General features: G+C 62.8%; 21 protein-coding genes. 15 read left to right on the top strand and 6 right to left on the bottom strand.

The annotated features are described in order from the left end of the window. Window positions 1–8: 8 nt before the first annotated feature. Both LA343_RS00845 and LA343_RS00840 read right to left on the bottom strand, forming a co-directional pair. On the bottom strand, window positions 9–836 hold the full coding sequence (locus tag LA343_RS00845; RefSeq protein ID WP_025403672.1) for a hypothetical protein: 828 nt from the start codon (window positions 834–836) through the stop codon (window positions 9–11). 33 nt (window positions 837–869) lie between these two features. Continuing rightward, on the bottom strand, window positions 870–1367 hold the full coding sequence (locus LA343_RS00840) for a DUF2505 domain-containing protein (protein WP_025403671.1): 498 nt from the start codon (window positions 1365–1367) through the stop codon (window positions 870–872). 102 nt (window positions 1368–1469) lie between these two features. Between LA343_RS00840 and LA343_RS00835 the strand changes: the two genes are divergently transcribed. The 3 genes from LA343_RS00835 to LA343_RS00825 all read left to right on the top strand — a co-directional run bounded on the left by LA343_RS00835 (window position 1470) and on the right by LA343_RS00825 (window position 3981). After that, window positions 1470–2705: a UDP-N-acetylmuramate dehydrogenase gene (locus LA343_RS00835; protein WP_052337685.1), complete on the top strand. Its 1236-nt coding sequence runs from the start codon at window positions 1470–1472 to the stop codon at window positions 2703–2705. A 98-nt stretch (window positions 2706–2803) separates the two neighbouring features. Continuing rightward, the gene (locus LA343_RS00830; protein ID WP_025403669.1) at window positions 2804–3055 is read left to right on the top strand and encodes a YdeI/OmpD-associated family protein; all 252 of its coding nucleotides are present in this window, start codon (window positions 2804–2806) and stop codon (window positions 3053–3055) included. Between the two features lie 287 nt (window positions 3056–3342). Then, window positions 3343–3981 carry a hypothetical protein gene (locus tag LA343_RS00825; RefSeq protein ID WP_144084527.1) on the top strand — a complete coding sequence of 213 codons (639 nt, stop codon included), beginning with the start codon at window positions 3343–3345 and terminating at the stop codon, window positions 3979–3981. 46 nt (window positions 3982–4027) lie between these two features. Here the strand turns inward: LA343_RS00825 and LA343_RS00820 are convergent, their stop codons facing one another. Continuing rightward, window positions 4028–5629 carry a PucR family transcriptional regulator gene (locus LA343_RS00820; protein ID WP_025403668.1) on the bottom strand — a complete coding sequence of 534 codons (1602 nt, stop codon included), beginning with the start codon at window positions 5627–5629 and terminating at the stop codon, window positions 4028–4030. Window positions 5630–5881: 252 nt separating this feature from the next. Between LA343_RS00820 and gabT the strand changes: the two genes are divergently transcribed. From gabT to LA343_RS00800, 4 genes are all read left to right on the top strand, one after another. Next, window positions 5882–7210, top strand: a complete 1329-nt coding sequence (gene gabT, locus LA343_RS00815; protein ID WP_025403667.1) for a 4-aminobutyrate--2-oxoglutarate transaminase — start codon at window positions 5882–5884, stop codon at window positions 7208–7210. An 82-nt stretch (window positions 7211–7292) separates the two neighbouring features. Continuing rightward, window positions 7293–8753 (top strand): NAD-dependent succinate-semialdehyde dehydrogenase, encoded by a 1461-nt coding sequence (locus LA343_RS00810; protein ID WP_224209180.1) that lies wholly within the window; start codon window positions 7293–7295, stop codon window positions 8751–8753. Between the two features lie 151 nt (window positions 8754–8904). Then, window positions 8905–9879 (top strand): carbon-nitrogen hydrolase family protein, encoded by a 975-nt coding sequence (locus LA343_RS00805; RefSeq protein WP_052337594.1) that lies wholly within the window; start codon window positions 8905–8907, stop codon window positions 9877–9879. Window positions 9880–9881: 2 nt separating this feature from the next. Continuing rightward, on the top strand, window positions 9882–11303 hold the full coding sequence (locus LA343_RS00800; RefSeq protein ID WP_025403665.1) for an APC family permease: 1422 nt from the start codon (window positions 9882–9884) through the stop codon (window positions 11301–11303). A 79-nt stretch (window positions 11304–11382) separates the two neighbouring features. Here the strand turns inward: LA343_RS00800 and LA343_RS00795 are convergent, their stop codons facing one another. After that, entirely contained in the window at window positions 11383–13194 is a 1812-nt protein-coding gene (locus tag LA343_RS00795) for a long-chain-fatty-acid--CoA ligase (RefSeq protein WP_025403664.1), read from the bottom strand. A gap of 245 nt (window positions 13195–13439) precedes the next feature. Here LA343_RS00795 and mshA point away from each other — a divergent pair, with 245 nt between their 5' ends. After that, window positions 13440–14696, top strand: coding sequence for a D-inositol-3-phosphate glycosyltransferase (gene mshA / locus LA343_RS00790; RefSeq protein ID WP_025403663.1), 1257 nt, complete (start codon window positions 13440–13442; stop codon window positions 14694–14696). On the opposite strand, the gene LA343_RS00785 is transcribed toward mshA, so the two are convergent. Next, window positions 14693–15238, bottom strand: coding sequence for a DUF3253 domain-containing protein (locus LA343_RS00785; protein ID WP_224209179.1), 546 nt, complete (start codon window positions 15236–15238; stop codon window positions 14693–14695). The genes mshA and LA343_RS00785 overlap by 4 nt on opposite strands. 47 nt (window positions 15239–15285) lie before the next feature. Here LA343_RS00785 and LA343_RS00780 point away from each other — a divergent pair, with 47 nt between their 5' ends. The 4 genes from LA343_RS00780 (at window position 15286) to LA343_RS00765 (ending at window position 18888) form a co-directional block, all read left to right on the top strand. After that, entirely contained in the window at window positions 15286–15864 is a 579-nt protein-coding gene (locus LA343_RS00780) for a type III secretion system chaperone family protein (protein WP_025403661.1), read from the top strand. A gap of 33 nt (window positions 15865–15897) precedes the next feature. Further along, on the top strand, window positions 15898–16653 hold the full coding sequence (locus tag LA343_RS00775; RefSeq protein WP_025403660.1) for a phosphoglyceromutase: 756 nt from the start codon (window positions 15898–15900) through the stop codon (window positions 16651–16653). A gap of 15 nt (window positions 16654–16668) precedes the next feature. Beyond that, window positions 16669–18069 carry a sensor histidine kinase gene (locus tag LA343_RS00770; protein WP_081737366.1) on the top strand — a complete coding sequence of 467 codons (1401 nt, stop codon included), beginning with the start codon at window positions 16669–16671 and terminating at the stop codon, window positions 18067–18069. 102 nt (window positions 18070–18171) lie between these two features. After that, window positions 18172–18888 carry a response regulator gene (locus LA343_RS00765; RefSeq protein WP_374957171.1) on the top strand — a complete coding sequence of 239 codons (717 nt, stop codon included), beginning with the start codon at window positions 18172–18174 and terminating at the stop codon, window positions 18886–18888. Window positions 18889–18891: 3 nt separating this feature from the next. Here the strand turns inward: LA343_RS00765 and LA343_RS00760 are convergent, their stop codons facing one another. Continuing rightward, window positions 18892–19803, bottom strand: coding sequence for a DUF3109 family protein (locus LA343_RS00760; RefSeq protein ID WP_396021882.1), 912 nt, complete (start codon window positions 19801–19803; stop codon window positions 18892–18894). Between the two features lie 95 nt (window positions 19804–19898). On the opposite strand from LA343_RS00760, the gene LA343_RS00755 reads away from it, so the two are divergent. The 3 genes from LA343_RS00755 (at window position 19899) to proC (ending at window position 23319) form a co-directional block, all read left to right on the top strand. After that, the gene (locus LA343_RS00755) at window positions 19899–20843 is read left to right on the top strand and encodes a Ppx/GppA family phosphatase (protein WP_025403656.1); all 945 of its coding nucleotides are present in this window, start codon (window positions 19899–19901) and stop codon (window positions 20841–20843) included. Window positions 20844–20980: 137 nt separating this feature from the next. Continuing rightward, window positions 20981–22300, top strand: a complete 1320-nt coding sequence (locus tag LA343_RS00750; RefSeq protein WP_025403655.1) for an Rv0497 family membrane protein — start codon at window positions 20981–20983, stop codon at window positions 22298–22300. Window positions 22301–22488: 188 nt separating this feature from the next. Beyond that, window positions 22489–23319: a pyrroline-5-carboxylate reductase gene (gene proC, locus LA343_RS00745; RefSeq protein WP_025403654.1), complete on the top strand. Its 831-nt coding sequence runs from the start codon at window positions 22489–22491 to the stop codon at window positions 23317–23319. Window positions 23320–23480 lie beyond the last annotated feature (161 nt).

Here is a 23480-nt window from a genome sequence, read left to right as displayed (position 1 = left end):
CCAGCTAGCTAGTCCATCACCGCATCCCACGGCAGTGTCACCGAGCAGTCCTGGAGCTTCCTTCGCGGGCTGAGTTTCGGGCTGATGCTGGTGGCGTCGAAAAAGAAACCAAGAGCCTCCCGCCACCGCACGCGCGGGCCGAACACCGCCAGTGGCGCGGCGCGATCCCAGGCTGCATCGAGCTCACCCAGCACGTCATGGATGCGATGACCAGGAGTGTTGTGGTGAATCAGCTCCTTGGGCAAACGCTCGGCAACGTCCGAAGGGCGCGGGGTGTGGAACGGGTCCCACGCCAGTGTAAGGCTCAGCGGGCCCGTGCGATCCAGCAGCACCCAGGAAGCGCGGCGGCCGATCTCGTCGCAGGTGCCCTCGATGATTACGCCGCCGGGATGCAGCTCGGCCTGCATGGTCTCCCAGGCGGCGTGGACCTGGTCAACGTCGTACTGCCGCAGTACGTTGAACGCGCGCACCACGTCGGCGCGCAGCCCCGCGAGCTCGAAACCACCAAGGGCAAAGGTCACACCGTCGCGGGGCGGCAACACCCGGCTCGGCTCGATCTCTAGTCCAGTGACCTGCACGGACGGGGTGATCGTGCGCAACCAGCGTGCCCACTCCACGGTGGTGGTGTGCGATGCGCCGTAGCCCACGTCCACGGCCACCGGCGCCCGGCCCTCCCACACAGCCTGGCGTAATAGAGCCTGCACCTGTGGCTGCGCCACGAGCCAACGGTCGGACTTGCGCAGCCGGTTGAAGCCCGTGGTTCCGCGGGTGGGTACGCCAACAGGCCCGTCCGCAGTCCACGAACGGGCCTTGAGGTTATGTGCGTGGTCAACCACCGCAGGGATAACAGGGGTACAGCCGGGGAGAGTTTAGAGGTTCTCGCCGATCCACTGCTCGATCATGCTGGCCTCGCGGGCGAGGAACTCGTCCACGAACCCGGCGACCTTGGGCTCCAGCACGGGGCCCATCATGGGGATCTTCACCTCGATAGCCGACTCGGCCTTGAGGATGGTGGTCTCGCCTTCGCCGGAGAGCGTCACGTCCGAGTTGAAGGACACGGGCGCGCCCTTGATGTCGCCGGTGACGGTGCCGGTGGCCACGTTGTCCTCCGGCTCGTTGAAGGATGCCACGCGCTTGAGCTTCAGGTCCTGGGAGACCATGGCGCGCACGGCCTCGGGCAGGGCAGCCTTGGGCAGGAGTTCGTACAGAACGGCCTCGACGGGCTGCTCGGTGAAGGAGTGGACCTCGCCGGGCTCGTCGCCGATGTTCTTGGTTTCAAACTCCCAGTAGTCCTTGGAAGACAGTGCCTTGTAGACCTTCTCGAGAGGGAATTTGATCGTTGCAGTGTTCTCACTGTGAGTCGTCATGCTCTACAGGATACCGTTAGTGGTGTGACGCACTCAGCTAACAGCCCAAAAGTTTTGTTGGAATCTCTCGCCGGATCCCGCGCGGTTCCCGGCGCGCACGTGATGCACTGCTCCTTCGCGGAACTCACGACCCTGCGCATCGGCGGCACGCCGGCCGGTGTGGTGGCCTGCAACACCCCGGACGCGCTGCGGTCCGTTGTTTCTTATCTCGACGCCAACAGCCAGCCCCTCCTCGTGGTCGGCGGCGGATCGAACCTCGTGGTGGGTGACGGGGATGAGGTGCGCGATCTCGTTGTGGTCTGGGCTAATGCTGACGTGGAGGCTGACCAGGTTGACGGCACAGCCGAGGACACAGCTAAGGACACAGCCGAGGATGATGTTCAGGACATCGAGATCGACCCGGACACGGGCGTGGTCCGCGCCTTCGCAGGCGTGACCTGGGACGACCTCGTTGAGGTGACGGTGGCCGTGGGCCTGGGCGGGTTGGAATGCCTCAGCGGTATCCCCGGCTCCGTGGGCGCGACCCCCGTGCAGAACGTGGGCGCATACGGTGCCGAGGTTTCACAGACGCTCAAGCGCGTGCAGCTCTACGACCGCTCGACCGGAGCTGTGGACTGGGTGGAGCCGGCCGCCCTGGACCTGGGCTACCGCTATTCCAACTTGAAGTTCACCAACCGCGCGGTGGTGCTGGCCGTGGAATTCCAACTGTCCACGGACGGCCTGAGCGTCCCATTGCGATTCGGGGAGCTGGCGCGGCGGTTGGGCGTCGACGAAAAAGTAGCAGCTAAAGGCCCGGTGCGGCGCCCCGTGGCGCAGGTACGCGAGGCCGTGTTGGCGCTGCGGGCGGGCAAGGGCATGGTGCTCAATGCTGACGATCACGACACCTGGTCGGCCGGGTCGTTCTTCACCAACCCGATCGTGACCGGGGCGCAGGCCAGGGATGCCGTGATCGCCGCAGTGCGGGAGAAATGCGGAAGCACCGAAGCCGAGTCGATGCCCGTGTACGCAGCGGGAGTGTCGGCCGTGGCTGATCAAAGTGCTACGGACGGAAGCGACGGCGCGGGCGAACCGGGTGATGCGTCCGATCTGGCTGAGCAGCAGCGGTATAAGTTCTCCGCGGCGTGGCTGATCGAGCGCGCCGGGTTCTCCAAGGGGTGGCACGTGCCCGGCAACAGTGCGGCGAGCTTGTCCACGAAGCACACGCTGGCGCTGACCAACCGCGGTAGTGCGACGAGCGAGGACATCGTGGAGCTGGCCCGCGCCGTGCGCGCCGGGGTGCAGGAGGCATTCGGCGTGACGCTGGAGCCAGAACCGATCTGGATTGGTGCGGACATTTAGGTGCGGACACTGAGGTGCAGACACTGAGGTGCGGACATTTAGCCGAGCGGAGGAGATGAGGAACCGTGGCGAAGAAGATTGCGGAATCGCCCGCTGAGCTGGCCTGGAACGGAATCACTGGCGGCGTGGTCCACGAACTGCCGGAGGACTTGGGGGCGGCGCTGGCCGATGACGCGGAGGTGCTTGCGCTGTGGGAGAGTCTGACTCCCCTCGGGCGCAACGAGTTCATCTGCTGGGTGAGCGACGCGAAAAAGCCCGAGACGCGGGCGCGCCGCATCCGTCGCACGCGCGAGGAACTGGAAGAGGGGAAGCGGCGGCCCTGCTGCTGGCCGGGCTGCAAGCACCGATAGGGCGGACTGCGCCCACGATGCTTCTGGGCTGATCTGGGTAAAGAAAAACCCCTCCGCAGCCAGTCCGCTGAACGGGTGACTCCATGTGGGAGGGGATTACAATAGCCAGTATAGTCCTAAACGTTTCGTCAAGCAATGTGAACTGGGGGGTTCCTGATATGACGCCGATAAACGATGATTGGGTCTCTGAGGACAGGCTAGAGCCGTACATGAAACGTGTTTGCAGAGACGTCTGCGCCGCTCGTGAACTCTATGTGCTGGATAGAAGATTAAGTTCCTCTCTTTTCATGGATATTTCCTTCCTTGAGGTGGCACTCAGGAATTCTATCAACAGGAACTTGACCGAAAGATTTGGCGAAGACTGGTACTCGAGAATAGAGATTGGGTTTGATGCCCGCGTTCGAGAAAACATTCAAGAATCATGGAGTCGTCTACCGGCACATTTTACAGGGAAGGGTGCGGTGAAAGGATCTCGACTCGGGGGACGTCTAGTAGCCACCTCAATGTTTAGAACTTGGACCAACATGCTGGATAAAGGTGGAGATTCCGGCTTAAAGGAGCCGTTTGATAGGGCTGATCATGACCGTATTTGGGGGCGTCGTGACCTCGTGAAGGTTTTTCCAGGAGCGCAGCGGCTGGCAAGAATGCAGGATCCCAAATTTGGAAATCGGGGTTTAACTAGAGAATGGGTGTATGAAAAAGTATTTCCAGTACGGCAGATCCGTAATAGGATTGCTCATCACGAATCTGTAATCCCCAACGGAATTCCGATTACGGGGACGGATGTTAGGCTTGGTCCTCAAGGGTGTCACGAGGCTTGTATGGATTTAGCTGCAATGCTAGATGAGGAATTAGCACAATTTCTCACCACTCTGTCGACTCCCAAAATACTTACCGATGTAGAAATTTTCCTAAAGAAATTCTAAGTTTGGGTTTGTAGATTTGGTCAATGATTTCCACGTGATCGTCTCCTTAGCCTTCCGGTTGGAACAGCCGCGCGAGGATGAGCAGCTCCGCGCGCGTCTCCGGAACACTCAGGTCGCAGCCCAGCGCCGCGATCTGCTGCAGCCGCGCCCGAGCGGTATGGCGGTGAATGCCCAGCGTGGCGGCGGTATCGCCCACGTGACCGTCGGTGGTGAGGAACGCCACGGCTGTATCGAACAGCGTGGGGTCGGCATCGTGGATCCGCTGCAGCGTCTCGCGAAAGCGCGCATGCAGCACGGGCCGCACCGCAGCATTGCCCGTCCACGCCGGCAGCGACGGCGGCTCCGGCAGCGGCTGCCCACGGTGCGCCGGGCGCATCGCCACCACCACTGAGTACAGAACATCCCCGCTTAGCCCCGATACAGCTGTGGGGGCGGAAACGGCCGTGGGGGTGGCGTCGAGAAGCGAAACAACCTCATCCGGCACGGCCGCAGCAAACACGAGATGCGCGCCCTCGCGCGGCGCGGGAAGGTCGATAAATTCCAGGCCAGAGCGCTCAAACGCGGCCACCACACGATCGCGCAACGCAGCCCGGGCGGCAGCGGCAGGCGAGTGCGAACGAAACGCCAGGAGCCGCACCCGCCCATCGGCGTCCGTCAGCGGCGCCAACGCAGTGGTCAGGCGGTCGCTCGTCCCATCGAGGCCCACCATATGCGACGCCACAGCCTCCCACGCCAACCGCGTACTCGGGATCGTATGGGGAGCGATGTGCTGGCGCTGAACCAGGGAAATCAGACCAGCGGCATGTTTAAACACGCCACGCTCCGCCGGGGTGAAGGCGTGATCACGGGCGGTAAGCAGAACGCCGTCTGCGCTGGTGGGGCCCAGGGGAACCTCGTAGAGCACGGCACCTGGCGGGGCGGTGACCGTGCCGGCGTGGGCGGGGGAGGCGTGGGTGAGTGCGGCGTCGAGCCGAGCGGAGGCAGCGGGGGAGTGCTCGGCGCTATCGGAGCGGACGACCTGCTCACCCCACGCCGCGGCCACCGCGCTGTGCGTGCGGTGGGAGAGCACCTGCACGATGCCCTCGATGCCGGAAGTGTGGGAGGTGCGGTTGAGCTCCTCCTGGATCTGCGCCGCCATGCGCTGTTCGAGCTGTGCGCGGCGCTGATGTTCGCGGGCGACGGCCTCGATGATGCGGGTGAAGGGGATCTCGCGTGGGATGAGGAACAAGCCGATGCGGTATGCGCGAGCGGCGGCGATGAGTTGCTGCGGCACGGTCGGGTATTCCAGCCCCACGCCGAAGCCGATAGCTGTGATTCCACGGTCGGCGGCGCGGTGGACGTAAGCATCGAAATCCTCGTTGCGCTGCTTAAACCCCACGCCGGTGGTGAGGACGACCGAGCCGGGTGGGAGGAACTCGCCCGGGTCGGCGAGCTCACTGGAGCCGACGGTGGTGAAGTGCATGTCGGCCTGGTGTGCGGGCTGGCGCTCGGGCTGTGTGATGGGACTTGTGATGGGGCGGAGGTGGAGCTGGCTCTGAGCGTAGAGCCAGCGCAGGGGCAGGCCGGTGGCGGCGATGGCTCCGTCGATGGAAGGAGTCGCGGTGGTGGGGGAACTGCCGCGGGATCCCGAGGGGTGCTCGTGGCTCATCGGTGCTGAGTTCCTTTCGTGCCTGATTTTTAGGTCCAGGTTGCGTTCCTGCGCCTGTGTTGCCCGCCAGACGCATGCCCACCCTGTTCGCCATTTTGGACAATATCAAGACCAATCTTATCCACTACGGCCATTGTTGGATGTGTCTCGGGTCACCATAATGGAGTACAGACACACTCCAGCAAGACAAGCCAAGACAACAAGCACCGGCCCAAACCCCGGCACAAGCACCGCATCGGGAAGGAACACATCATGGAACCCCGCGACTACCGCATTGAACAGTCCCGCAGCATCACTACCGAACTGCCCGGCCCCAAGAGCGCTGAACTGAAGGAGCGCTGCGAGCGCGCCGTCTCCGCAGCCGTCAACCCGGGCCTGCCCGGTTACGTCGTCGATGCCGATGGCGGCATCATCGTCGATGAAGACGGCAACCGCTGGATCGACTTCGGCTCCGGCATCGCCGTGACCAGCGTCGGCGCATCCCACCCGGCCGTCGTCAAGGCCGTGCAGGATGCCGTATCCCACTTCACCCACACTTGCTTCATGGTTTCGCCCTACGAGAGCTACGTGAAGGTCGCCGAGATCCTCAACCACATCACCCCCGGCGACTTCGACAAAAAGACCGTGCTGCTCAACTCCGGCGCCGAGGCCGTGGAAAACGCGGTGAAGATCGCCCGCGCCTACACCAAGCGCAACGGCGTGGTGGTCTTCGACAACGCCTACCACGGCCGCACCAACCTCACCATGGCCATGACCGCTAAGAACAAGCCGTACAAGACCGGCTTCGGCCCATTCGCCTCCGAGGTCTACCGCGCCCCGATGTCCTACCCTGCCCGCGATGGCCTCTCCGGCGAAGAAGCCGCACAGCGCACCATCCGCATGATGGAAAAGGAAGTCGGTGCCCAGAACCTCGCCTGCGTTGTCATCGAGCCGATCCAGGGCGAAGGCGGCTTTATCGTTCCCGCCGAGGGCTTCCTGCCCACCATCGCCCAGTGGTGCAAGGACAATGGCGTGGTCTTCGTCGCCGACGAGGTCCAGGCTGGCCTGTGCCGCACGGGCAAGTGGTTCTCCGTGGAGTGGTTCGACGTGGTCCCGGACCTCATCACCACCGCGAAGGGCATCGCTGGCGGCATGCCGCTATCCGCAGTCACGGGTCGCGCGGAGATCATGGACGCACCCGTCTCCGGCGGCTTGGGCGGTACCTACGGTGGCAACCCGGTGGCGGCCTCCGCAGCGGTGGCGGCTTTGGGCGTCATGCGAGACGAAAAGCTGGCCGATCGCGCCTTGGAGATCGAAAAGATCATCCGTGAAGTCCTCGAGCCGCTCACCGATTCCGGCCGTGTGCTGGAGGTTCGCGGCCACGGCGCCATGATCGCCCTGGAGTTCGTGGATGCCAACGGTAAGCCGGATGCGCAGCTCACCGCCGATGTCGCGGGTGCCTGCAAGGCCAAGGGCGTGCAGATCCTCACCTGCGGCATGGACGCCAACGTGATCCGCCTGCTCCCGCCGCTGGTCATCGGCGAGGACACTCTGCGCGACGGACTGCAGGTGCTGGCCGAGGAGATCCGCTCCCGCGTCTAGCCCGCGACGGCCAATCGGCATACTGCTATAACTAATCCGTCACATTCCAACAATTCCTACGACCATTCGGAGAACAACACGCATGGCCCTGAACACCTCTGACCTCCTCGCCTCGGTTCCGACCGGCCTTCTCATTAATGGACATTGGGTCGACGCCGCTACGTCGGCAACATTCACTGTGGAAAATCCGGCCACTGGGGAATCCTTGGCCGAGGTGGCCGCAGGTTCCGCTGAGGACGCGGCCCGCGCCCTCGACGCCGCCGCGAACGCCCAGAAGGAATGGGCGCGCACCAGCGCCCGGGAACGCTCCGACATCCTGCGCCGGGCATTCGACCTGGTGCATGAGCGGGCGGAAGAGTTCGCCACGCTGATGACCCTCGAGATGGGCAAGTCCCTGGCCGAGGCGCGCGGCGAGGTGGCCTACGGCGCGGAGTTCCTGCGCTGGTTTTCCGAGGAAGCCGTGCGCCACTACGGCCACTCGCTGACCTCCCCGGAGGGCAAGCTCAACATCCGCACGCAGCACAAGCCGGTGGGTCCGTGCCTGCTGATCACCCCGTGGAACTTCCCGCTCGCCATGGCCACCCGCAAGGTGGCCCCGGCGGTGGCGGCGGGCTGCACGATGGTGCTCAAGCCTGCCGAGCTCACGCCCCTGACCTCCCTGTACTTCGCGCAGACCATGCTGGATGCGGGCCTGCCGGCAGGCGTGCTGAACGTGGTGACCACCCTGGAGGCACCGGAGGTGTCCCAGACGTTGATGTCCGACGATCGCCTGCGCAAGGTGTCCTTCACCGGCTCCACGGGTGTCGGCAAGATCCTGCTCCGTCAGGCTTCCGACAATGTGCTGCGCACCTCCATGGAACTCGGCGGCAACGCTCCGCTGATCGTGTTTGAGGATGCCGACCTGGATATTGCCGTGGAGCAGGCCAAGCAGGCCAAGATGCGCAACATGGGCGAGGCCTGCACCGCAGCGAACCGCATGATCGTGCACGAGGCCGTGTTTGAGGAGTTCTCCCGGCGACTCACCGCAGAGCTGGAAGGTCTGAAGGTGGGCAACGGCATGGATGAATCCACCGACGTAGGTCCGCTGATCGAGCAGAAGGCGCTGGACAACGTTGCCTCCCTGGTCGAAGACGCTGTGTCCAAGGGAGCGAAGGTTTTGACCGGCGGCAAGAAGGTCGGCGACGCTGGCTACTTCTACGCCCCCACCGTGCTGGCCGAGGTGCCGGCCGATGCGCGGATCGCCACGGAGGAGATCTTCGGCCCGGTTGCCCCGATCTTCACCTTCTCCACAGAAGAAGAGGCATACGAGATCGCCAACGGCACGGAGTACGGCCTGGCTTCCTACGTGTTCACCGACGATGCTGTGCGGATGCAGCGCGCCACGGAGAACCTGGAGTTCGGCATGGTGGGCGTGAACGTGGGCGTGATGTCCAACGCTGCGGCACCCTTCGGTGGCGTGAAGCAGTCCGGCCTGGGCCGCGAGGGCGGTGCTGAGGGCATCGAGGAATACAGCTCGGTGCAGTACGTAGCCACCCCGCGCTAGGCCATCTTCTCCACGAGCTCCTTCACCTCGCGGCGGTCGATCGCAAAATTCTAGAAAAGCCTTATGTGCTGGTCACGGCGGAACTAGAGTAAAAATCCTACAGATTCCAATTATCGATTTACCCAATCGAGCGTGCACCGTGAGGTTCTCAATGAGTAGCAATCGAGCAGAATTAGACGACTCCCAGCCGGGGAGTACCGAGGCACACCAGACCCTTCGTGTCGCACTTGTTCAGGCGGCGCCTGCTAGATACGGCCGCGACGGATACCCGGAGTCATCGGAGGATGACATCCAAGAGTTCGTGAGCCACACGAAAGCTGTTGTTGATGAATGTCATCCAGATATGGTCGTTTTTCCGGAACTACACCTTTTCGGTTGCGACGATGAGGACCTTGAGGTCCAAAACCAGCGTCTCCGTGACGCTGCGCGACCAGCATCCGAGCTGATCGATGTGTTGGGAGCAGCGGCGGCGGAGATCGGTACATGGCTGATCCCCGGATCCGTGTGCGAACGCGGAGACAATGGCGAACTATTCAACACTGCGTTCGTCTTCGATCCGCACGGACAGGTCGTGGCCAGCTATCGGAAAATGTTTCCGTGGCGACCAACGGAACCGTATTCACCTGGTGCTGAACCGTGCACCTTCGAGATCCCCGGTTGGGGCCGGCTAGGGCTGAATATTTGTTATGACAACTGGTGGCCGGAATTATCACGGCATTTCGGCTGGCTAGGGGTCGACGCAGTGATCAACATCGTCAAGACCACCACGCCTGACCGTGAACAAGAGCTCGTTGTGGCTCGCGCCAACTCCATCACGAATCAGTTCTACACACTCAGCGTGAACGCCGCTGCTCCGATCGGTATGGGACGGAGCATCATCGTGGATCCCCAGGGACATGTTCTTGATCAAGCCGACGCGGAACCGACGTTGCTCGTCGCAGACGTTGATCGTGCCGAGGTGCAGCGAGCATGGACCGAGGGAGTTGAAGGTTCGGTATTTCCCTGGAATCACTTCCTTGATGGCGACGAACCAATCTCTCTGCCGCTCTACAGCGGCGCAATTCAACCCACTACGTGGCACCACGGGGCAGGTCGCCCCACATCCAGCAAACATGGAGGACACTAACCATGAGCTCATCATCAACTGGGTCTGCGGGAGCCGCAGGATCCACAGGCTCCAACGCATCTTCTGCATCCTCCGTATCCTCGGTATCCTCCGGTGCCAACCAAGCACCACTCGAGCGGGTACTTAATCTCAGATCAGTGGTGCTATTCGGCCTGGCCTATATGACACCGCTCATCGGCTTGGGAATCTTCGGCGTCATCGCTACGAAAAGTCAGGGTGCTGCGGCTGGCGCGTATCTGCTGGCCCTCGTAGCCATGCTGTTTACCGCCGCAAGCTACGGTCGACTCGCTTCCCGATTCGCCATCGGCGGATCCGCCTACACCTACGTGGGCAAATCTATCGGGCCCAAGGCAGGCTTCTTGGTCGGATGGACGGTCCTTTTGGACTACATGTTCCTGCCCATGGTCATCTGGCTCATTGGTGCTGCCTACGTGGGAAGTATCTTTCCTGGAGTGCCGCACGCGGTATCGGTGCTGACCTACATTGTGATCACAACGATCATCAACATCATCGGTTTGAAAGTTGCTGACAAGGTCAACTTCGTTCTGATGGTTTTCCAGTTCGCAGTGATCGCTGCGTTCGTTGTATTGAGCATCGTTTACCTCACTGGCAACGCAGACCAATCTCGCTCCCTGAGTGAACCATTCATTGGGCATGGCGGTTTCTCCGGCATCACAGCCGGCGCGGCCGTGGCCGCCTATGCCTACCTGGGATTCGATGCGGTCACGACGCTCACCGACGAAACCAAAGAACCGGAAAAGACCATGCCCCGCGCAATCATGCTGGTGGCTCTCATCGGTGGAGCGGTGTTCGTCATCCTGTCCTATAGCGCACAACTCGTGCACCCAGGTATGCACTTCGGTAATGAGGATGCTGCTGCTACCGACATGGCACTCACAGTTGGCGGAACATTCTTCCAATCCTTCATCGTGGCTGCGCTGGTGGTCGCTCAGTTCACGTCTGGAATCGCAGCGCAGACGTCCGCGTCCCGGTTGCTCTACACGATGGGACGCGATGGAGCGCTTCCGCGTGCATGGCTATCCAAGATGAGCAAGCGGTTTTCGACTCCGTGGGCGGCGGTGCTGACGGTCAGCGTGGTCGGCTTGCTGGCGTTGTTCTTGGATGTCAATACGTCAACGTCGTTCGTGAACTTCGGCGCCTTCTTTGCCTTCACGCTGGTGAATGTGAGCGTGGTGGTTCTCGGCGTGGCAACGAAACGGTCGGGAGGGTCGTGGAATGTCTTTACTGACGCGATCTTGCCTGTGTTGGGCGCAGTCATTGTTTTCACACTGCTGACCCAACTTGATAGTGCCGCCCTCACCATTGGCGGAATTTGGTTGGTGATCGGAATCGCTGTGCTGGGATACCTCACCAAGGGCTTCCGGCACGATCCTCCGCACGTGGCCGACGATGCCTTCGACTAGGAAGCTAGGGGGAGAAGGGAGCTAGGGCAGTGGAAAGTTCGGTGAAGCACGGTTGTCACCGAACCTCTCCAAAGGGGCCTTAGGCCATCTTCTCCACGAGTTCCTTCACCTCGCGGCGCCGGATCTTGCCGATCAGGTCCGCAGGCATCTCGTCGATGACGAAGAAGCGGCGCGGCACCTTGTAGCGCGTCAGGCCCTCCCGTGCCCAGTCGCGGACGGCCTCGCTGTCGAAGTCGGACTCACTCACGCCCTCGGCCAAGACGACGGCGGCCACGACCTCCTCGGAGCCGTCATCCTTCGGCAGACCCACCACGCCTGCCTTCTGGATCTGGTCGTGTTCCTCGAGGAACTCCTCCACCTCGGCCGGGTAAACGTTGAATCCGCCGGTGATGATCATTTCCTTAATGCGCGAGACGATCTTGATAAAGCCGTCCGGCTCCATCACGGCCATGTCGCCGGTGCAGAACCAGTCCTCGTGGAAGGGCTGGTCGGCATCGTCGATATTGATGTAGCCTTTGAAGATCTGCGGACCGCGTACCAGCAGTTCACCGGCTTCCCCGTCGGGCATGGTGCGGCTGAAGTCGTCCGGGTCGGCAACGCGTACCTCGGTGTCCGGGAAGGGGATGCCGATGTAGCCTGCGCGGCGATCCGGGGTGATCGGGTTTGCCACGATGATCGGGGAGGTCTCGGTCAGTCCGTAACCCTCGATGATCTTGCCACCGGTCTTCTTCTCCCACTTCTCCGTGGTGTGTACCGGCAGGGGAGCGGCGCCGGATAGGGCGTTGTGGATGCCCTTGAGGTCGATGTCGTAGTCGTCGGCAGCGCCCAGCACTTTGTCGTACAGGGTGGGAACGCCCGGCATGTAGGTGGGCAGCTCCTTCTTCAACTGGTCCACGATCAAAGGAATCTCCGGCTTCGGCAGCAGAATCAGCTTGCCGGCGGTGGCCACGCCCAGGGCAGCGGTCAAGGTCAAACCGTAAATGTGGAACAGCGGCAGGGCGGCGAGGTAGCGCTCCTGGCCATCCTTACCCAGGTCCTTCACCCAAGCTAGGCCCTGCACCACATTGGCCATCACATTGCCGTGAGTCAGCAGCGCGCCCTTGGGCTTGCCCGTGGTGCCGGAGGTGAACAGGATGAACGCGGGCGAATTCTCACCCAAATCAGTGGGAACGTTGATATCGCGACCGTACCCGCCGATCTTGCCAGAAGCCAGGTCCTGGAAGTTGATGGTGCCCGGAGCCTCGCCGTGGAGCTGGTCCCGCTTCTCGCGCAGCGACTTGATCGGCAGCTTCAGGGCAAAACGCTTCACGCCCGGCATTGCGTCGATCATGTTCACCGACACGATCTTCTCCAGTGGGCTGGTGCGGGTGAGCTCCTTGCACGTCTCCGCGATCTTGTCCCAGGAGATGACGACCTTGGCGCCGTGATCGTTGAACGGCCCCTTGAGCTCGCGTGCGGTGTAGAGCGGGTTGTGCTCGGCAACGGTGGCGCCGAGGATCTGGACCGCGAAGATCGCAATGAGGTGCTGGGGGCAGTTCGGGAGAATCACGGCCACGCGGTCGCCGGACTTCACGCCCAACTCACGCAGGCCAGCGGCCGTAGCCTTCACTTGCTCGTAGAAGTCTCCGTAGGAGGTTGTGGCACCGAAGAATTCCAGCAGAGGCTTCTTCTTGTTTGCCTTGACGGTGCGCTCCAGCATGGCGGGCAGGCTGTCGCTCTTGTACTCGAGCGTGTGAGGGGTCCAGTCGCCGTAGTACTTCAGGTACGGCTTCTCCCGCCACGCCGTGCCCTCTCGGTTCTGGTCCTGGGTGTAGTCGTCATCAAGTGTGTGCTTCCCCGAGCCGGTGGAGGAAGGCGTGGTGGTGGAGGGAGCCTCGGCGGCGTCAGACATAAAAATGATCCTTCGTGTCAAAGTCGGCACCAGTTGGGCGGACAGATTGTTGCTGCTCCAACGGAGTTGCGAGGAGCTTTCACCGCAATCAGTCACCGCAATCAGTCGCAGCCCCACTGGCCGGGGTCATGCTTGCGGTAGATACTAACGAACCAAAACTATTCATTCATGAAAATGAAACAATTTTGTGTGAGGGGGTTCACATCGGGTGTGGTCAATCCCTAGCCGCGCCTAAAATCTCCACCATGCGCATCGCAATTATTTCCATGCACACCTCGCCGCTCGAGCAGCCCGGCACCGGTGATGCGGGAGGCATGAACGTGTACATCAACAACACGGCACGTCAGCTTGCCCGCAGGGGCATCGAGGTGGACGTGTTCACCCGCGCCACCCGACCGCATCCCTGCATGGTCAACGTGGAGCCGAACATGCGCGTCATCAACTGCATAGCTGGCCCCTTCGAGGGGCTCACGAAGGAAGATCTGCCCACCCAAATGGTCGCCTTCACCGGCAGCATCCTCGCATGGGTCAAGGAGCATTCCGCCACCTACGATGTGGTCCATTCCCACTACTGGCTCTCCGGCCAGGTGGCGTGGTTGCTCAGCGACCTTTGGCAGATCCCCTGGGTGCATACCGCCCACACCCTCGCCCACGCGAAGAACAACGCCTTGGCCCACGGCGATCGCCGCGAGCCGGAGTCCCGGCGCATCTGCGAGCAGCAGATCGTGGACAATGCTGATCTGCTTATGGTTAACACCCCAGCTGAGGTCGATGATCTGCAGATGGGTTACGACGCCATCCCTTCCCGCATCGCCGTCGTCACCCCTGGCGCGGATGTGGAGCGCTTCACCCCCGGCAACGATCGGGCCACCGAGCGAGCCCGCCGCGAGCTCGGCATTCCTTTCCGCGCGAAGGTCATCGGTTTCGTCGGGCGCCTGCAGCGACTCAAGGGCCCGCAGGTCCTCCTCGACGCCGCCGCCGAGCTCATCGAACGCAACCCCTCCCAGCTCATCAACATCATCATCTGCGGCGGCAGCTCCGGCTCCATGGAAGATAGCGGCGAGGTGCTGCGCGCCCGCGCCCGCGAGCTCGGTATTGCCGATTGCGTGCGTTTCCTGCAGCATCGCCCGCCGGAGGAGCTCGTGAGCGTGTACCAGGCCTGCGACATTATCGCCGTGCCGAGCTACAACGAATCCTTCGGCCTCGTGGCACTCGAGGCGCAGGCCAGCGGCACCCCGGTCGTCGCCACCCGCGTGGGTGGCCTGCCTATCGCCGTCGATGAGGGAAAGTCTGGTCTGCTTGTGGATGGTCACGATCCGTCGCGCTGGTCAGCGGCGTTGGAATCGTTGGTTCTCGACGACGCCACACGCATCAGCATGGGCGAGTACGCTGCGGGCTTTGCGTCTCGCTTTTCCTGGAAGGCCACAGCGGGGCGCATGGCCGAGTTGTACCGCCAAGTTCAGGACTCCCCGCGCTCAGGGGAACGCTTTCCGCAGGGTTAGATGCGAAACTTCGGGCCGCGTGCCAGGCGGATCGGCCCCGAGATGTCCTGGAGGCGCGTGCCATCCGGGATGGGCTCGCCGGACTGCATCACGATGATTTCGCCGGTGGTCGCCATGTCGGCAGCCACGGAGCGGGCGAGATCCATGTAATTGCGCCATCCACCTTCCCCGTCTTCATTCTCGCCTCCAGCTCCCGTTCCGCTGCCGGCCACGCGGGCGGCGTCGCTGGGACAGATTGTTTTGCCCTCGTCCCGTTTGCGCAGCAGCGTGCGGATCGCGGCGGCGATACGTGCAGCCACTCCTTCGTCGGTGGGCTCCCACCACTTCTCGCCGCGCTCGCCGAGAGCCACCTTCGCGTCCTGTACGCGGAACCGTGCGGCATCACCCTGCTCCTTCACCGCACGGCGGGCATTCATGAGCTCCGCGACCAGTTCGGATTCCAAGTTCGGCGGGATGTTCGGATCGGTCGCCCGCCACTTCCGCCCGTTGACGATGATGTAGTGGCCATCGTCGGTCCGCTCCGGCTCTTTGCGTGGTGTCATGCCGTTCATTCTCCCAGCCCGCGTTCAATCCTCCTACACTGGAGGCCATGGATCGCCAAGGAATCTGTGACCTCCTCGACCAAGCAGACGTCGAATACACCCTGCCGAGCCAGTCGGACGACAACGTGGTCGTCGTGCTGCCCGGCGAAAAACGCCTGAAGACGAACTGCATCTTCATCCCCCAAGACGGCATGTTCCGCATCGAGGCATTCATCAGCCGCGCCGTGGAAGAAGCCGAGGCCGAGGTGTACAAGCTGCTGCTTCAAGCCAACCGCAAGACCTTCGGCGTGCACTACACGCTGGACCGCAACAACGACATCTACCTCGTTGGCCAATTCCCGGACTCCACCACGGCGGATGACCTGCAGCGGGTGCTCGGCCAGATCCTCGAGCGCGCCGATCAGGACTTCAACCGCATCCTCGAGCGCGGTTTTGCCTCTTCCATCCGCCATGAATGGGCGTGGCGACTGTCGCGGGGAGAACCCACCATGAACCTCGCCGCATTCACCCACCTCAAGCCCTCTGAGCAGGAGATCCAATTGCTGGCTCCACCGCCGGGGAGCACGTTGGCGTCGGAGATAGAAAACCCGACAGACGAGAACGGGGGAGGAGAGCAGAAAGACTAAGCGCAGCCCCCGTGGACGTGGCACTATTGAACTATGAGCGACAACAATCAAGGCACCCTGATTCTGCTGCGCCACGGGCAAAGCGAATGGAACGCATCCAACCAATTCACTGGCTGGGTGGACGTGGCACTGACCGACAAGGGTCGGGAAGAGGCCAAGCGCGGCGGCGAGATGATCAAGGAGGCCGGCCTGAAGCCGACAATCCTTTACACCTCTTTGCTGCGCCGCGCGATCACCACCGCGAACATCGCGCTGGATACCGCCGACCGCCACTGGATCCCCGTGATCCGCGACTGGCGACTCAACGAGCGTCACTACGGCGCCCTGCAGGGACTCAACAAGGCCGAGACGAAGGACAAGTACGGCGAGGAGCAGTTTATGGCATGGCGCCGCTCCTACGACACCCCGCCGCCGGCCATCGACGCGGACGATAAGTACGCCCAGACCAACGACGAGCGCTACGCCGACTTGGACGAAGTCCCCGCGACCGAGTGCCTGCTCGATGTGGTCAAGCGCTTCGTGCCCTACTACGAGTCCGAGATCGAGCCGCGCCTGAAGAACGGTGAGACCGTGCTGGTCGCCGCCCACGGCAACTCCCTGCGCGCGCTGGTCAAGCACCTGGATCAGATCTCTGACGAAGACATCGCCGGGCTGAACATCCCCACTGGTATTCCGCTGGTGTACCACCTGGATTCCGAAGGTGCGGTGCTCAACCCGGGCGGCGAGTACCTGGATCCCGAGGCGGCTGCCGCTGGTGCCGCCGCAGTAGCTGCACAGGGCCAGAAGTAAGGTCAGAATATTTCTATGGATCCAGCCACTGGGGGACTTTGGCTGGGCGTGCTGATAGGGCTGCTCATTGGAGCAGCCTTTGGCGTGCTCGGCATGATTGCGTACCGCATGCGCGTGCGCAAGCAACGCAACTTGCGCACGCAGCGGCAACTGGAGGGCAACCGCGTATCCACCGTGGCGCAGATGCTCCACTTCGCCATCCAGTCCGCTCCCGATGCGGTCGTGGTGGTGGACCGGAAGCGCAACGTGGTGCTCTCTAACCCGCGGGCGCACGAACTGGGGCTGGTTCACGAGCGCGCGCTGAACTCCGAGGTGTGGGCCGTGGTGGCCCGCGTCATGGGGGATCAAGAGCCGCGCGAGATCCACTACGCCCCGCCGCCGAGGAGGGGCAACCGCCCCGTTATTTCGGTGGCCGGGCAGGTCAAACTGCTAAGCCTCGCGGATGCGCGCTACGTGGTGGTGTACGCCACCGACGATTCCGAATACGTGCGCATGGAGTCGGCGCGCCGCGACTTCGTTGCCAACGTGTCCCACGAGCTGAAAACCCCAGTGGGCGCGATCTCCCTGCTGGTGGAGACGATGCTGGAAGTCCACGATGACCCAGACGCCGTGGAGTATTTCGGCGGCAAGCTCATGGTGGAAACGCAGCGGATGAACCAGATGATCACCGAGCTCATCAGCCTGTCCAAGCTGCAGGGCGCGGAGTCGCTGCCCGACCCGGAGATTCTGAGCGTGGATCGGGTCGTGGAGGATGCCCTGGATCGGTGCCGGCTGGCGGCCTCGGCGGTGGAGATTGAGTTGGTCAAGGATGCCAAGTGCAACGCCATGGTCAAGGGCGACATGGGCCTGCTGGTCACCAGCGTGTCCAACCTGGTGACCAATGCGATTCACTACTCCCCGCAGGGCTCGACCGTGTCGATCTCGCGGGAGGCCACGGACGACACCGTGGTGATCCGCGTGACTGACCGCGGCATCGGCATTGCCCCCGAAAACCAGAAGCGCGTGTTCGAACGCTTCTTCCGAGTGGACAAGGCCCGATCCCGCAACACCGGCGGCACCGGATTGGGCTTGGCGATCGTCAAGCACGTCATGGCCAACCACGGCGGCAGCGTGTCGCTATGGTCGCGGCCGGGCACGGGATCAACGTTCACGCTGGAGCTCCCGCGCGTCAACGAGAACAGCCCCACCAAAAAGAAAAAGGATGACGAGCCCGTGATCCCTGGTGAGGAGCGCCTCAAGACCAACTCCGACGCCGACAGCGCCGTGGTGCTCACAGAGGATTCCTCGGAACCACGGTTGCATGGCTTTGAGACGTTGGCGCAGCTCGGTGACGAGCCCGCCGAGGCTGGCGATGCGTACGAGGCTGACGATGCCAACGATGCCGAGGGCACAGTAGACCGAGGAACGCGGCCGTAGCAGTGCGACCGGGTGGGGCTCGGGCGGCCTCGCCCCGCGTCAGCCCGCGCCGGGCACTAACATAGAACACATCGTTGAACGTCGGAGGCACAGCTGGGCCTCATGAGAAAGGTTTCTACTGCAGTGACGAGCGTGCTGATCGTTGAAGATGAAGAATCGCTAGCCGAGCCCCTCGCCTTCCTGCTGAAAAAAGAGGGCTTCGACGTGCTGCTGGCCCAAGACGGCCCCACCGCCCTGGAAACCTTCGCCACCGAGCAGGTGGACATCGTGCTGCTGGACCTCATGCTCCCTGGTATGTCCGGCACCGAAGTATGCCGCCAACTGCGCCAGACCTCCAGCGTGCCGGTGATCATGGTTACCGCCCGCGATAGCGAGATCGACAAGGTTGTGGGCCTAGAACTCGGCGCCGATGACTACGTGACCAAGCCCTACTTCGCCCGGGAGCTCATCGCCCGCATCCGCGCTGTGCTGCGCCGCGGCCGCGACAGCGAAGCCGCAGCCGATGAGAGTGAAGATGGACTAGTGCTGCAGGAAGACCGCGTGAAGATGGACGTGGAGCGCCACATCGTCACCGTGGACGGCCAGCCCGTCCCCATGCCGCTCAAGGAATTCGACCTACTGGAATACCTCATGCGCAACAGCGGCCGAGTGCTGACCCGTGGCCAGCTCATCGATCGGGTCTGGGGCGCCGACTACGTGGGCGATACGAAGACCTTAGACGTGCACATCAAGCGGTTGCGCTCGAAGATCGAGCGCAACCCGTCCAGCCCGGAGATCCTCGTGACCGTCCGTGGCCTGGGCTACAAGTTCGAGGCTTAAGGCCTAGCTGCCGCTAGGAGCACGGCCTTCGCGCTCCGCTGCGATCTTCGTAGCCGGGTGGATCGCCAACAGCGGGAAGCCGCTGGGGGAGCGGCGCGCCCACTGCTCCCGCTCCCGGCAGTGCTCCGCCACAGCCTCGTAGGCGGGTTCTCCCATGAGCTCCACGAGCTCGTCCTTGTGCGTTCGCCACAGTGGCTCCCCGCCCGTGTGGCACGCCGGGTCGGACGTGCAGTACCAGTCGAAGTCCTCGCCCCCGTTGCCCCACCCGCGCCGGGTGTACTCCGTGATCGTGGTGCGCAGCACCTCGGCGCCGTCTGGGCGCGTCTCCCACTGCTCCTCCCGCCGAATCGGCAGCTGCCAGCACACCTCCGGCTTCGCTACCGTCAGCGCCACATCATTGCGTAGTGCCCACCGGTGCAGCGCACACCCGGCGCCGCCGGCGAAATCAGCGCGGTTGGCGAAGATGCACGCCCCCGCGATTGTTTTCGTCTTCAGCGCTGGCTCGGCCACGCCCTCATTGTTGTCGAGCTCATCCCACTCCAACCAGGGCTCGATCTCCGCGCCCTCATGGTGAGCGTCGATCGCGGTCCAATCGTCCCTGAACTCGATGTTCCCCTCCGGATCGGCCGCTTCGCCGCGCCACTGCCAGTCCTCGGCGGACAAATGAGGCACGACCTCCGCCAAGGCCCCCCGGTCGTCTTCATCCGTGAGGAACGCACCGTGAACGCAACAGCCAGCGTCGGGCGTAGCGGCGTCGATACCCTGACACAACGATGTGCCAAAACGGCACTGGTAGGTCGATAACAACCACGTCAGATCAACCGAGAAAACATGCTCCGAATTAGCCGGATCGACAAACTCCAACCATTCCCGCGGGTGATCCGCCGGGATTTCCACCCCGGCCCGCACGGACATATCAGCGGGGGTGCCATCGGGATAACCCGAGGCAATTGGAGTTCCATCGGCTGATTCATTCACAGCTCACACCCTAGACCCGTTAATCTGGGGGAGTGCGATTAGGTGTGCTTGACGTAGGCAGTAACACAGTTCATTTAGTAGTGGTCGATGCCCATGCCGGTGGCCCGCCCACCCCCATGAGCAATTGGAAAACCCCCATGCGCTTGGTGGAATACCTCGACAAAAAGGGTGCCATTGACGAGAAAGGCCAGGACAAGCTCATCAAGGGCGTGGCGCTGGCCAAGGAGATGTCCGACCAGTTCCGCTGCGAAGACATGCTGCCCTTCGCCACGTCCGCTCTGCGATCCGCCACGAACTCCGAGGACGTGCTGGACCGGGTGGAGAAGGAAACCGGTGTGCGGCTGCAGATCTTGTGTGGCGAGGACGAAGCTCGCCTCACATTCCTTGCCGTTCGGCGCTGGTACGGCTGGTCGGCCGGGCGGATCTGCGATCTCGATATCGGCGGTGGCTCTCTGGAAATGTCCATCGGGACGAATGAAAACCCGGATGTGGCGTGCAGCGTGAACCTCGGCGCCGCTCGGCTGACACGGGATTGGTTTGATACCGACCCGCCGTCCAAGAAAGCCATCGCCGAGCTGCGCGAGTACATCGACGACACCCTGAACGAGCCGGTCGAGCAACTGTTGGATAGCGGTCCGCTGGACTTGGCGGTGGGAACGTCCAAGACGTTCCGCATGCTCGCGCGCCTGACGGGTGCTGCGCCTTCCTCGGCTGGGCCGCGGGTGAAGCGCACGCTCACTCAGCCGGGGTTGCGCCAGCTCATCGCGTTCATCTCCAGGATGACCGCAGCCGACCGGGCCGAGCTAGAGGGCGTGAGCGCAGACCGTTCGCACCAGGTTGTGGCCGGCGCACTAGTCGCGGAGGCGGCGATGCGCAAGCTCCAGATCAACACGCTCCACATGTGCCCGTGGGCGCTGCGCGAAGGTGTGATCTTCCGCCAACTAGACGCCGGAATTGGCCATAAAATTTCGGGATAGCTGTGTTACGCAAGTAATCTGATGTTTTGACATACGTTTTGTTGGACGTATCGACTGTGCCTAGGTACATAACTGACGTAACCCGGGTACTGTATTGGACTTGAGAATAAAGCGTTTCGACCTGATGGGAACGATGGATGAGTGAGAAGCTGACAGTCGCCGAGCTCCTCGCCCGTAACGGGCGTAAGGAAGAGTCGGCTGAAGCTAGTCGCCCGCGACGCCGCCGCAGCTTGGAAGACGGCGGCGTGTCTGTGGCAGAGCTGACCGGATCCTTCCCCGCCATTGACGCGGACGAGGCGAACGCTGACTCCGATAAGTCGTCTACCTCATCGTCTCGGTCGTCGAAGCGAGGCGGGCGCACGCCGGGTAAGGCGACGTCCCACGCTCAGGCTGCGGGCTCATCGGCCCAGAAGGCCGCTGCGAAGACGGCCACGAAGAAGGGCCCTGAGGAAACCAAGAGCGTCAAGCCGGTGACCGAGCGCCCTGAAGAGCGCACCGGCCAGCTTTCCGCTGTCCAGGGCAAGGACCAGGCTTCGGGCTCGGCTACGTCTGATCAGGAGCCGAAGTCCGGGGCCGCAACCTTCGGCGATGTGGAGCTGAAGCAGGGTGCTGACGCCCAGGCTAAGCGCACGGCGGAGAAGAAGCCTGAGCCGAAGCCGGAGTCGAAAACCGAGCAGAAGGCAGAACGCCGCACGTCGCCCACGGACATCCGCAAGACCACCGGTGTTGTGCCGGAGCCGGGTGCTGCCAAGAAGGCCGCGGCAGCTCAGCCTTCCGATCGCGAGACCGCCCCGCAGGGTGGGAAGGCCGTTGCGGCGTCGAAGGTAGAAAGCAAGCCGACTGGTTCGGCTGCTAAGACCGACGACAAGACGGCTGCTCAGGCTCCGGAGAAGGACGCCCGCGCTGTGGCCGCTGTCGACAAGGCCGACAAGGCTGGCACGGTCGAGAAGGCAGATTCGGCAAAGAAGGCAGCAAAGTCTAAGAAGTCTGAGAAGGCGGAGAAGGCGGAGAAGGCCACCAAGGCGGCTGCGGCAACTGCAGGGGCGACCACCGCGGCAACCGCAGCGACTGCGTCCGCCAAGTCGACCAAGACCGCCGACAGGGCTGACAAGGCTTCCGCCCACGACGCAGACAAGCCCGAAGAGTTCCACGAGCTCGAATCCACCCTCGGCGAGGATGAGGTCCTCGAGTACGAAGACGACCGCATCTCTTGGCCCGTGATGATCGGCCAGGCTCTGGCTGCCATCGTGGTTGGCGTGGGTGTGTTCTTCGGATTCAGCCTGCTGTGGGCAAACGCGCCGGGCATCCTCGTGCTCGTGCTGGCGATTGCCGTGACTCTGGTGATGGTGGGCCTCGTCCATGCACTGCTCCGCCACAGTGACAAGCTGCTGATGGTGCTGGCGTTCGTCGTGGGATTGGTCCTGACACTGGGGCCACGATTCATCATCGGGTTGTAGCCCAGCGGTACAGCTTTCAAAAACTGCCGAGCCGATTCCCTCCACTGCGGAGGGGATCGGTTTTTTCGTTGTGTCTAGGTGTCTAGGCACTTCTCGCGCAGGAATGGCGCGGGCAGCACGCGCCGATCACTCCGCTACAGCCGCTACTGAGGTAGCAGCATTGGCGAAACAATGGCACGCTGGAATACATGACAAATATTGGAATTATTGGTGGAGGAAACATCGGCGAGGCTTTGCTCTCCGGAATCATCGCGGACGGAGCCGACCCGAAGACCATTACCGTTGCAGACCCGACGCAGGCGCGTCTCGACGAATTGAAGGACAAGTACGGCCTTCTCACCACGACCGAGGGTCGTGAGGCTGCTGAGTCTGCGGATCTGCTGTTCCTGTGCGTCAAGCCGGACGTAGTCCCGGTCGTTATCAAGGACGTCGCCGAGGCCCTAGAGGCTGGTTCTGCAGACACCATCATCGTGTCCGTCGCCGCCGGCGTGACCATCGGTTCCATGGAGAAGGAGCTGCCCGCCGGTACGCCGGTGGTGCGCGTGATGCCGAACACGCCCATGCTCGTCGGTCGCGGCGCTGCCGGTATCGCCGGTGGTCAGCACGCTGAGCAATCCCACCTGGATCAGGTTCAGGAGATCATGGCGAAGGTTGGCACTGCTGTCGTCGTCAAGGAGAAGGATCTCGACGCCGTTACGGCGGTGTCTGGTTCCGGACCCGCGTACGTATTCCTCGTGGTGGAATCCATGATCGAGTCGGCCGTGCAGTTGGGTCTGCCCCGGCCGCTGGCAGAGAAGCTGGCCATCGCCAACGTCGACGGTGCCGCCACGATGATGCGCCAGGGCCTCGAGGAGGGTGGCGACACCCCATCCGTGCTGCGCACGAAGGTCACCAGCCCGGGTGGTACGACCGCCGCTGCGCTGCGAGAGCTCGAAGAGAGCGGCATCCGCGGTGCGTTCTTCCGCGCTATGGAGGCCTGCAAGGATCGCTCCGAGGAACTGGGCAAGCCGAAGGCGTAACCAACCTGGCTACCCCCATTGAGGGAGCATGGGGGTAGCTGAGTGTCTCCTAGCAACGTGCGAGGCGCAGTGCGTCTCACGAGTCACAATGGTTCACCGAAAAGCGGTTTTGCCTCTAAGGTGTTCCCTATTCCCTTCAGTTATGCGGTTTAACGCACTCA

Origin of the sequence: Corynebacterium falsenii (assembly GCF_020099275.1) — a bacterium.
Taxonomy (GTDB): Bacteria; Actinomycetota; Actinomycetes; order Mycobacteriales; family Mycobacteriaceae; genus Corynebacterium; species Corynebacterium falsenii.
The sequence above is the reverse complement of the archived record's forward strand: the minus strand, read 5'-3'. Positions and strand labels throughout refer to the sequence as shown.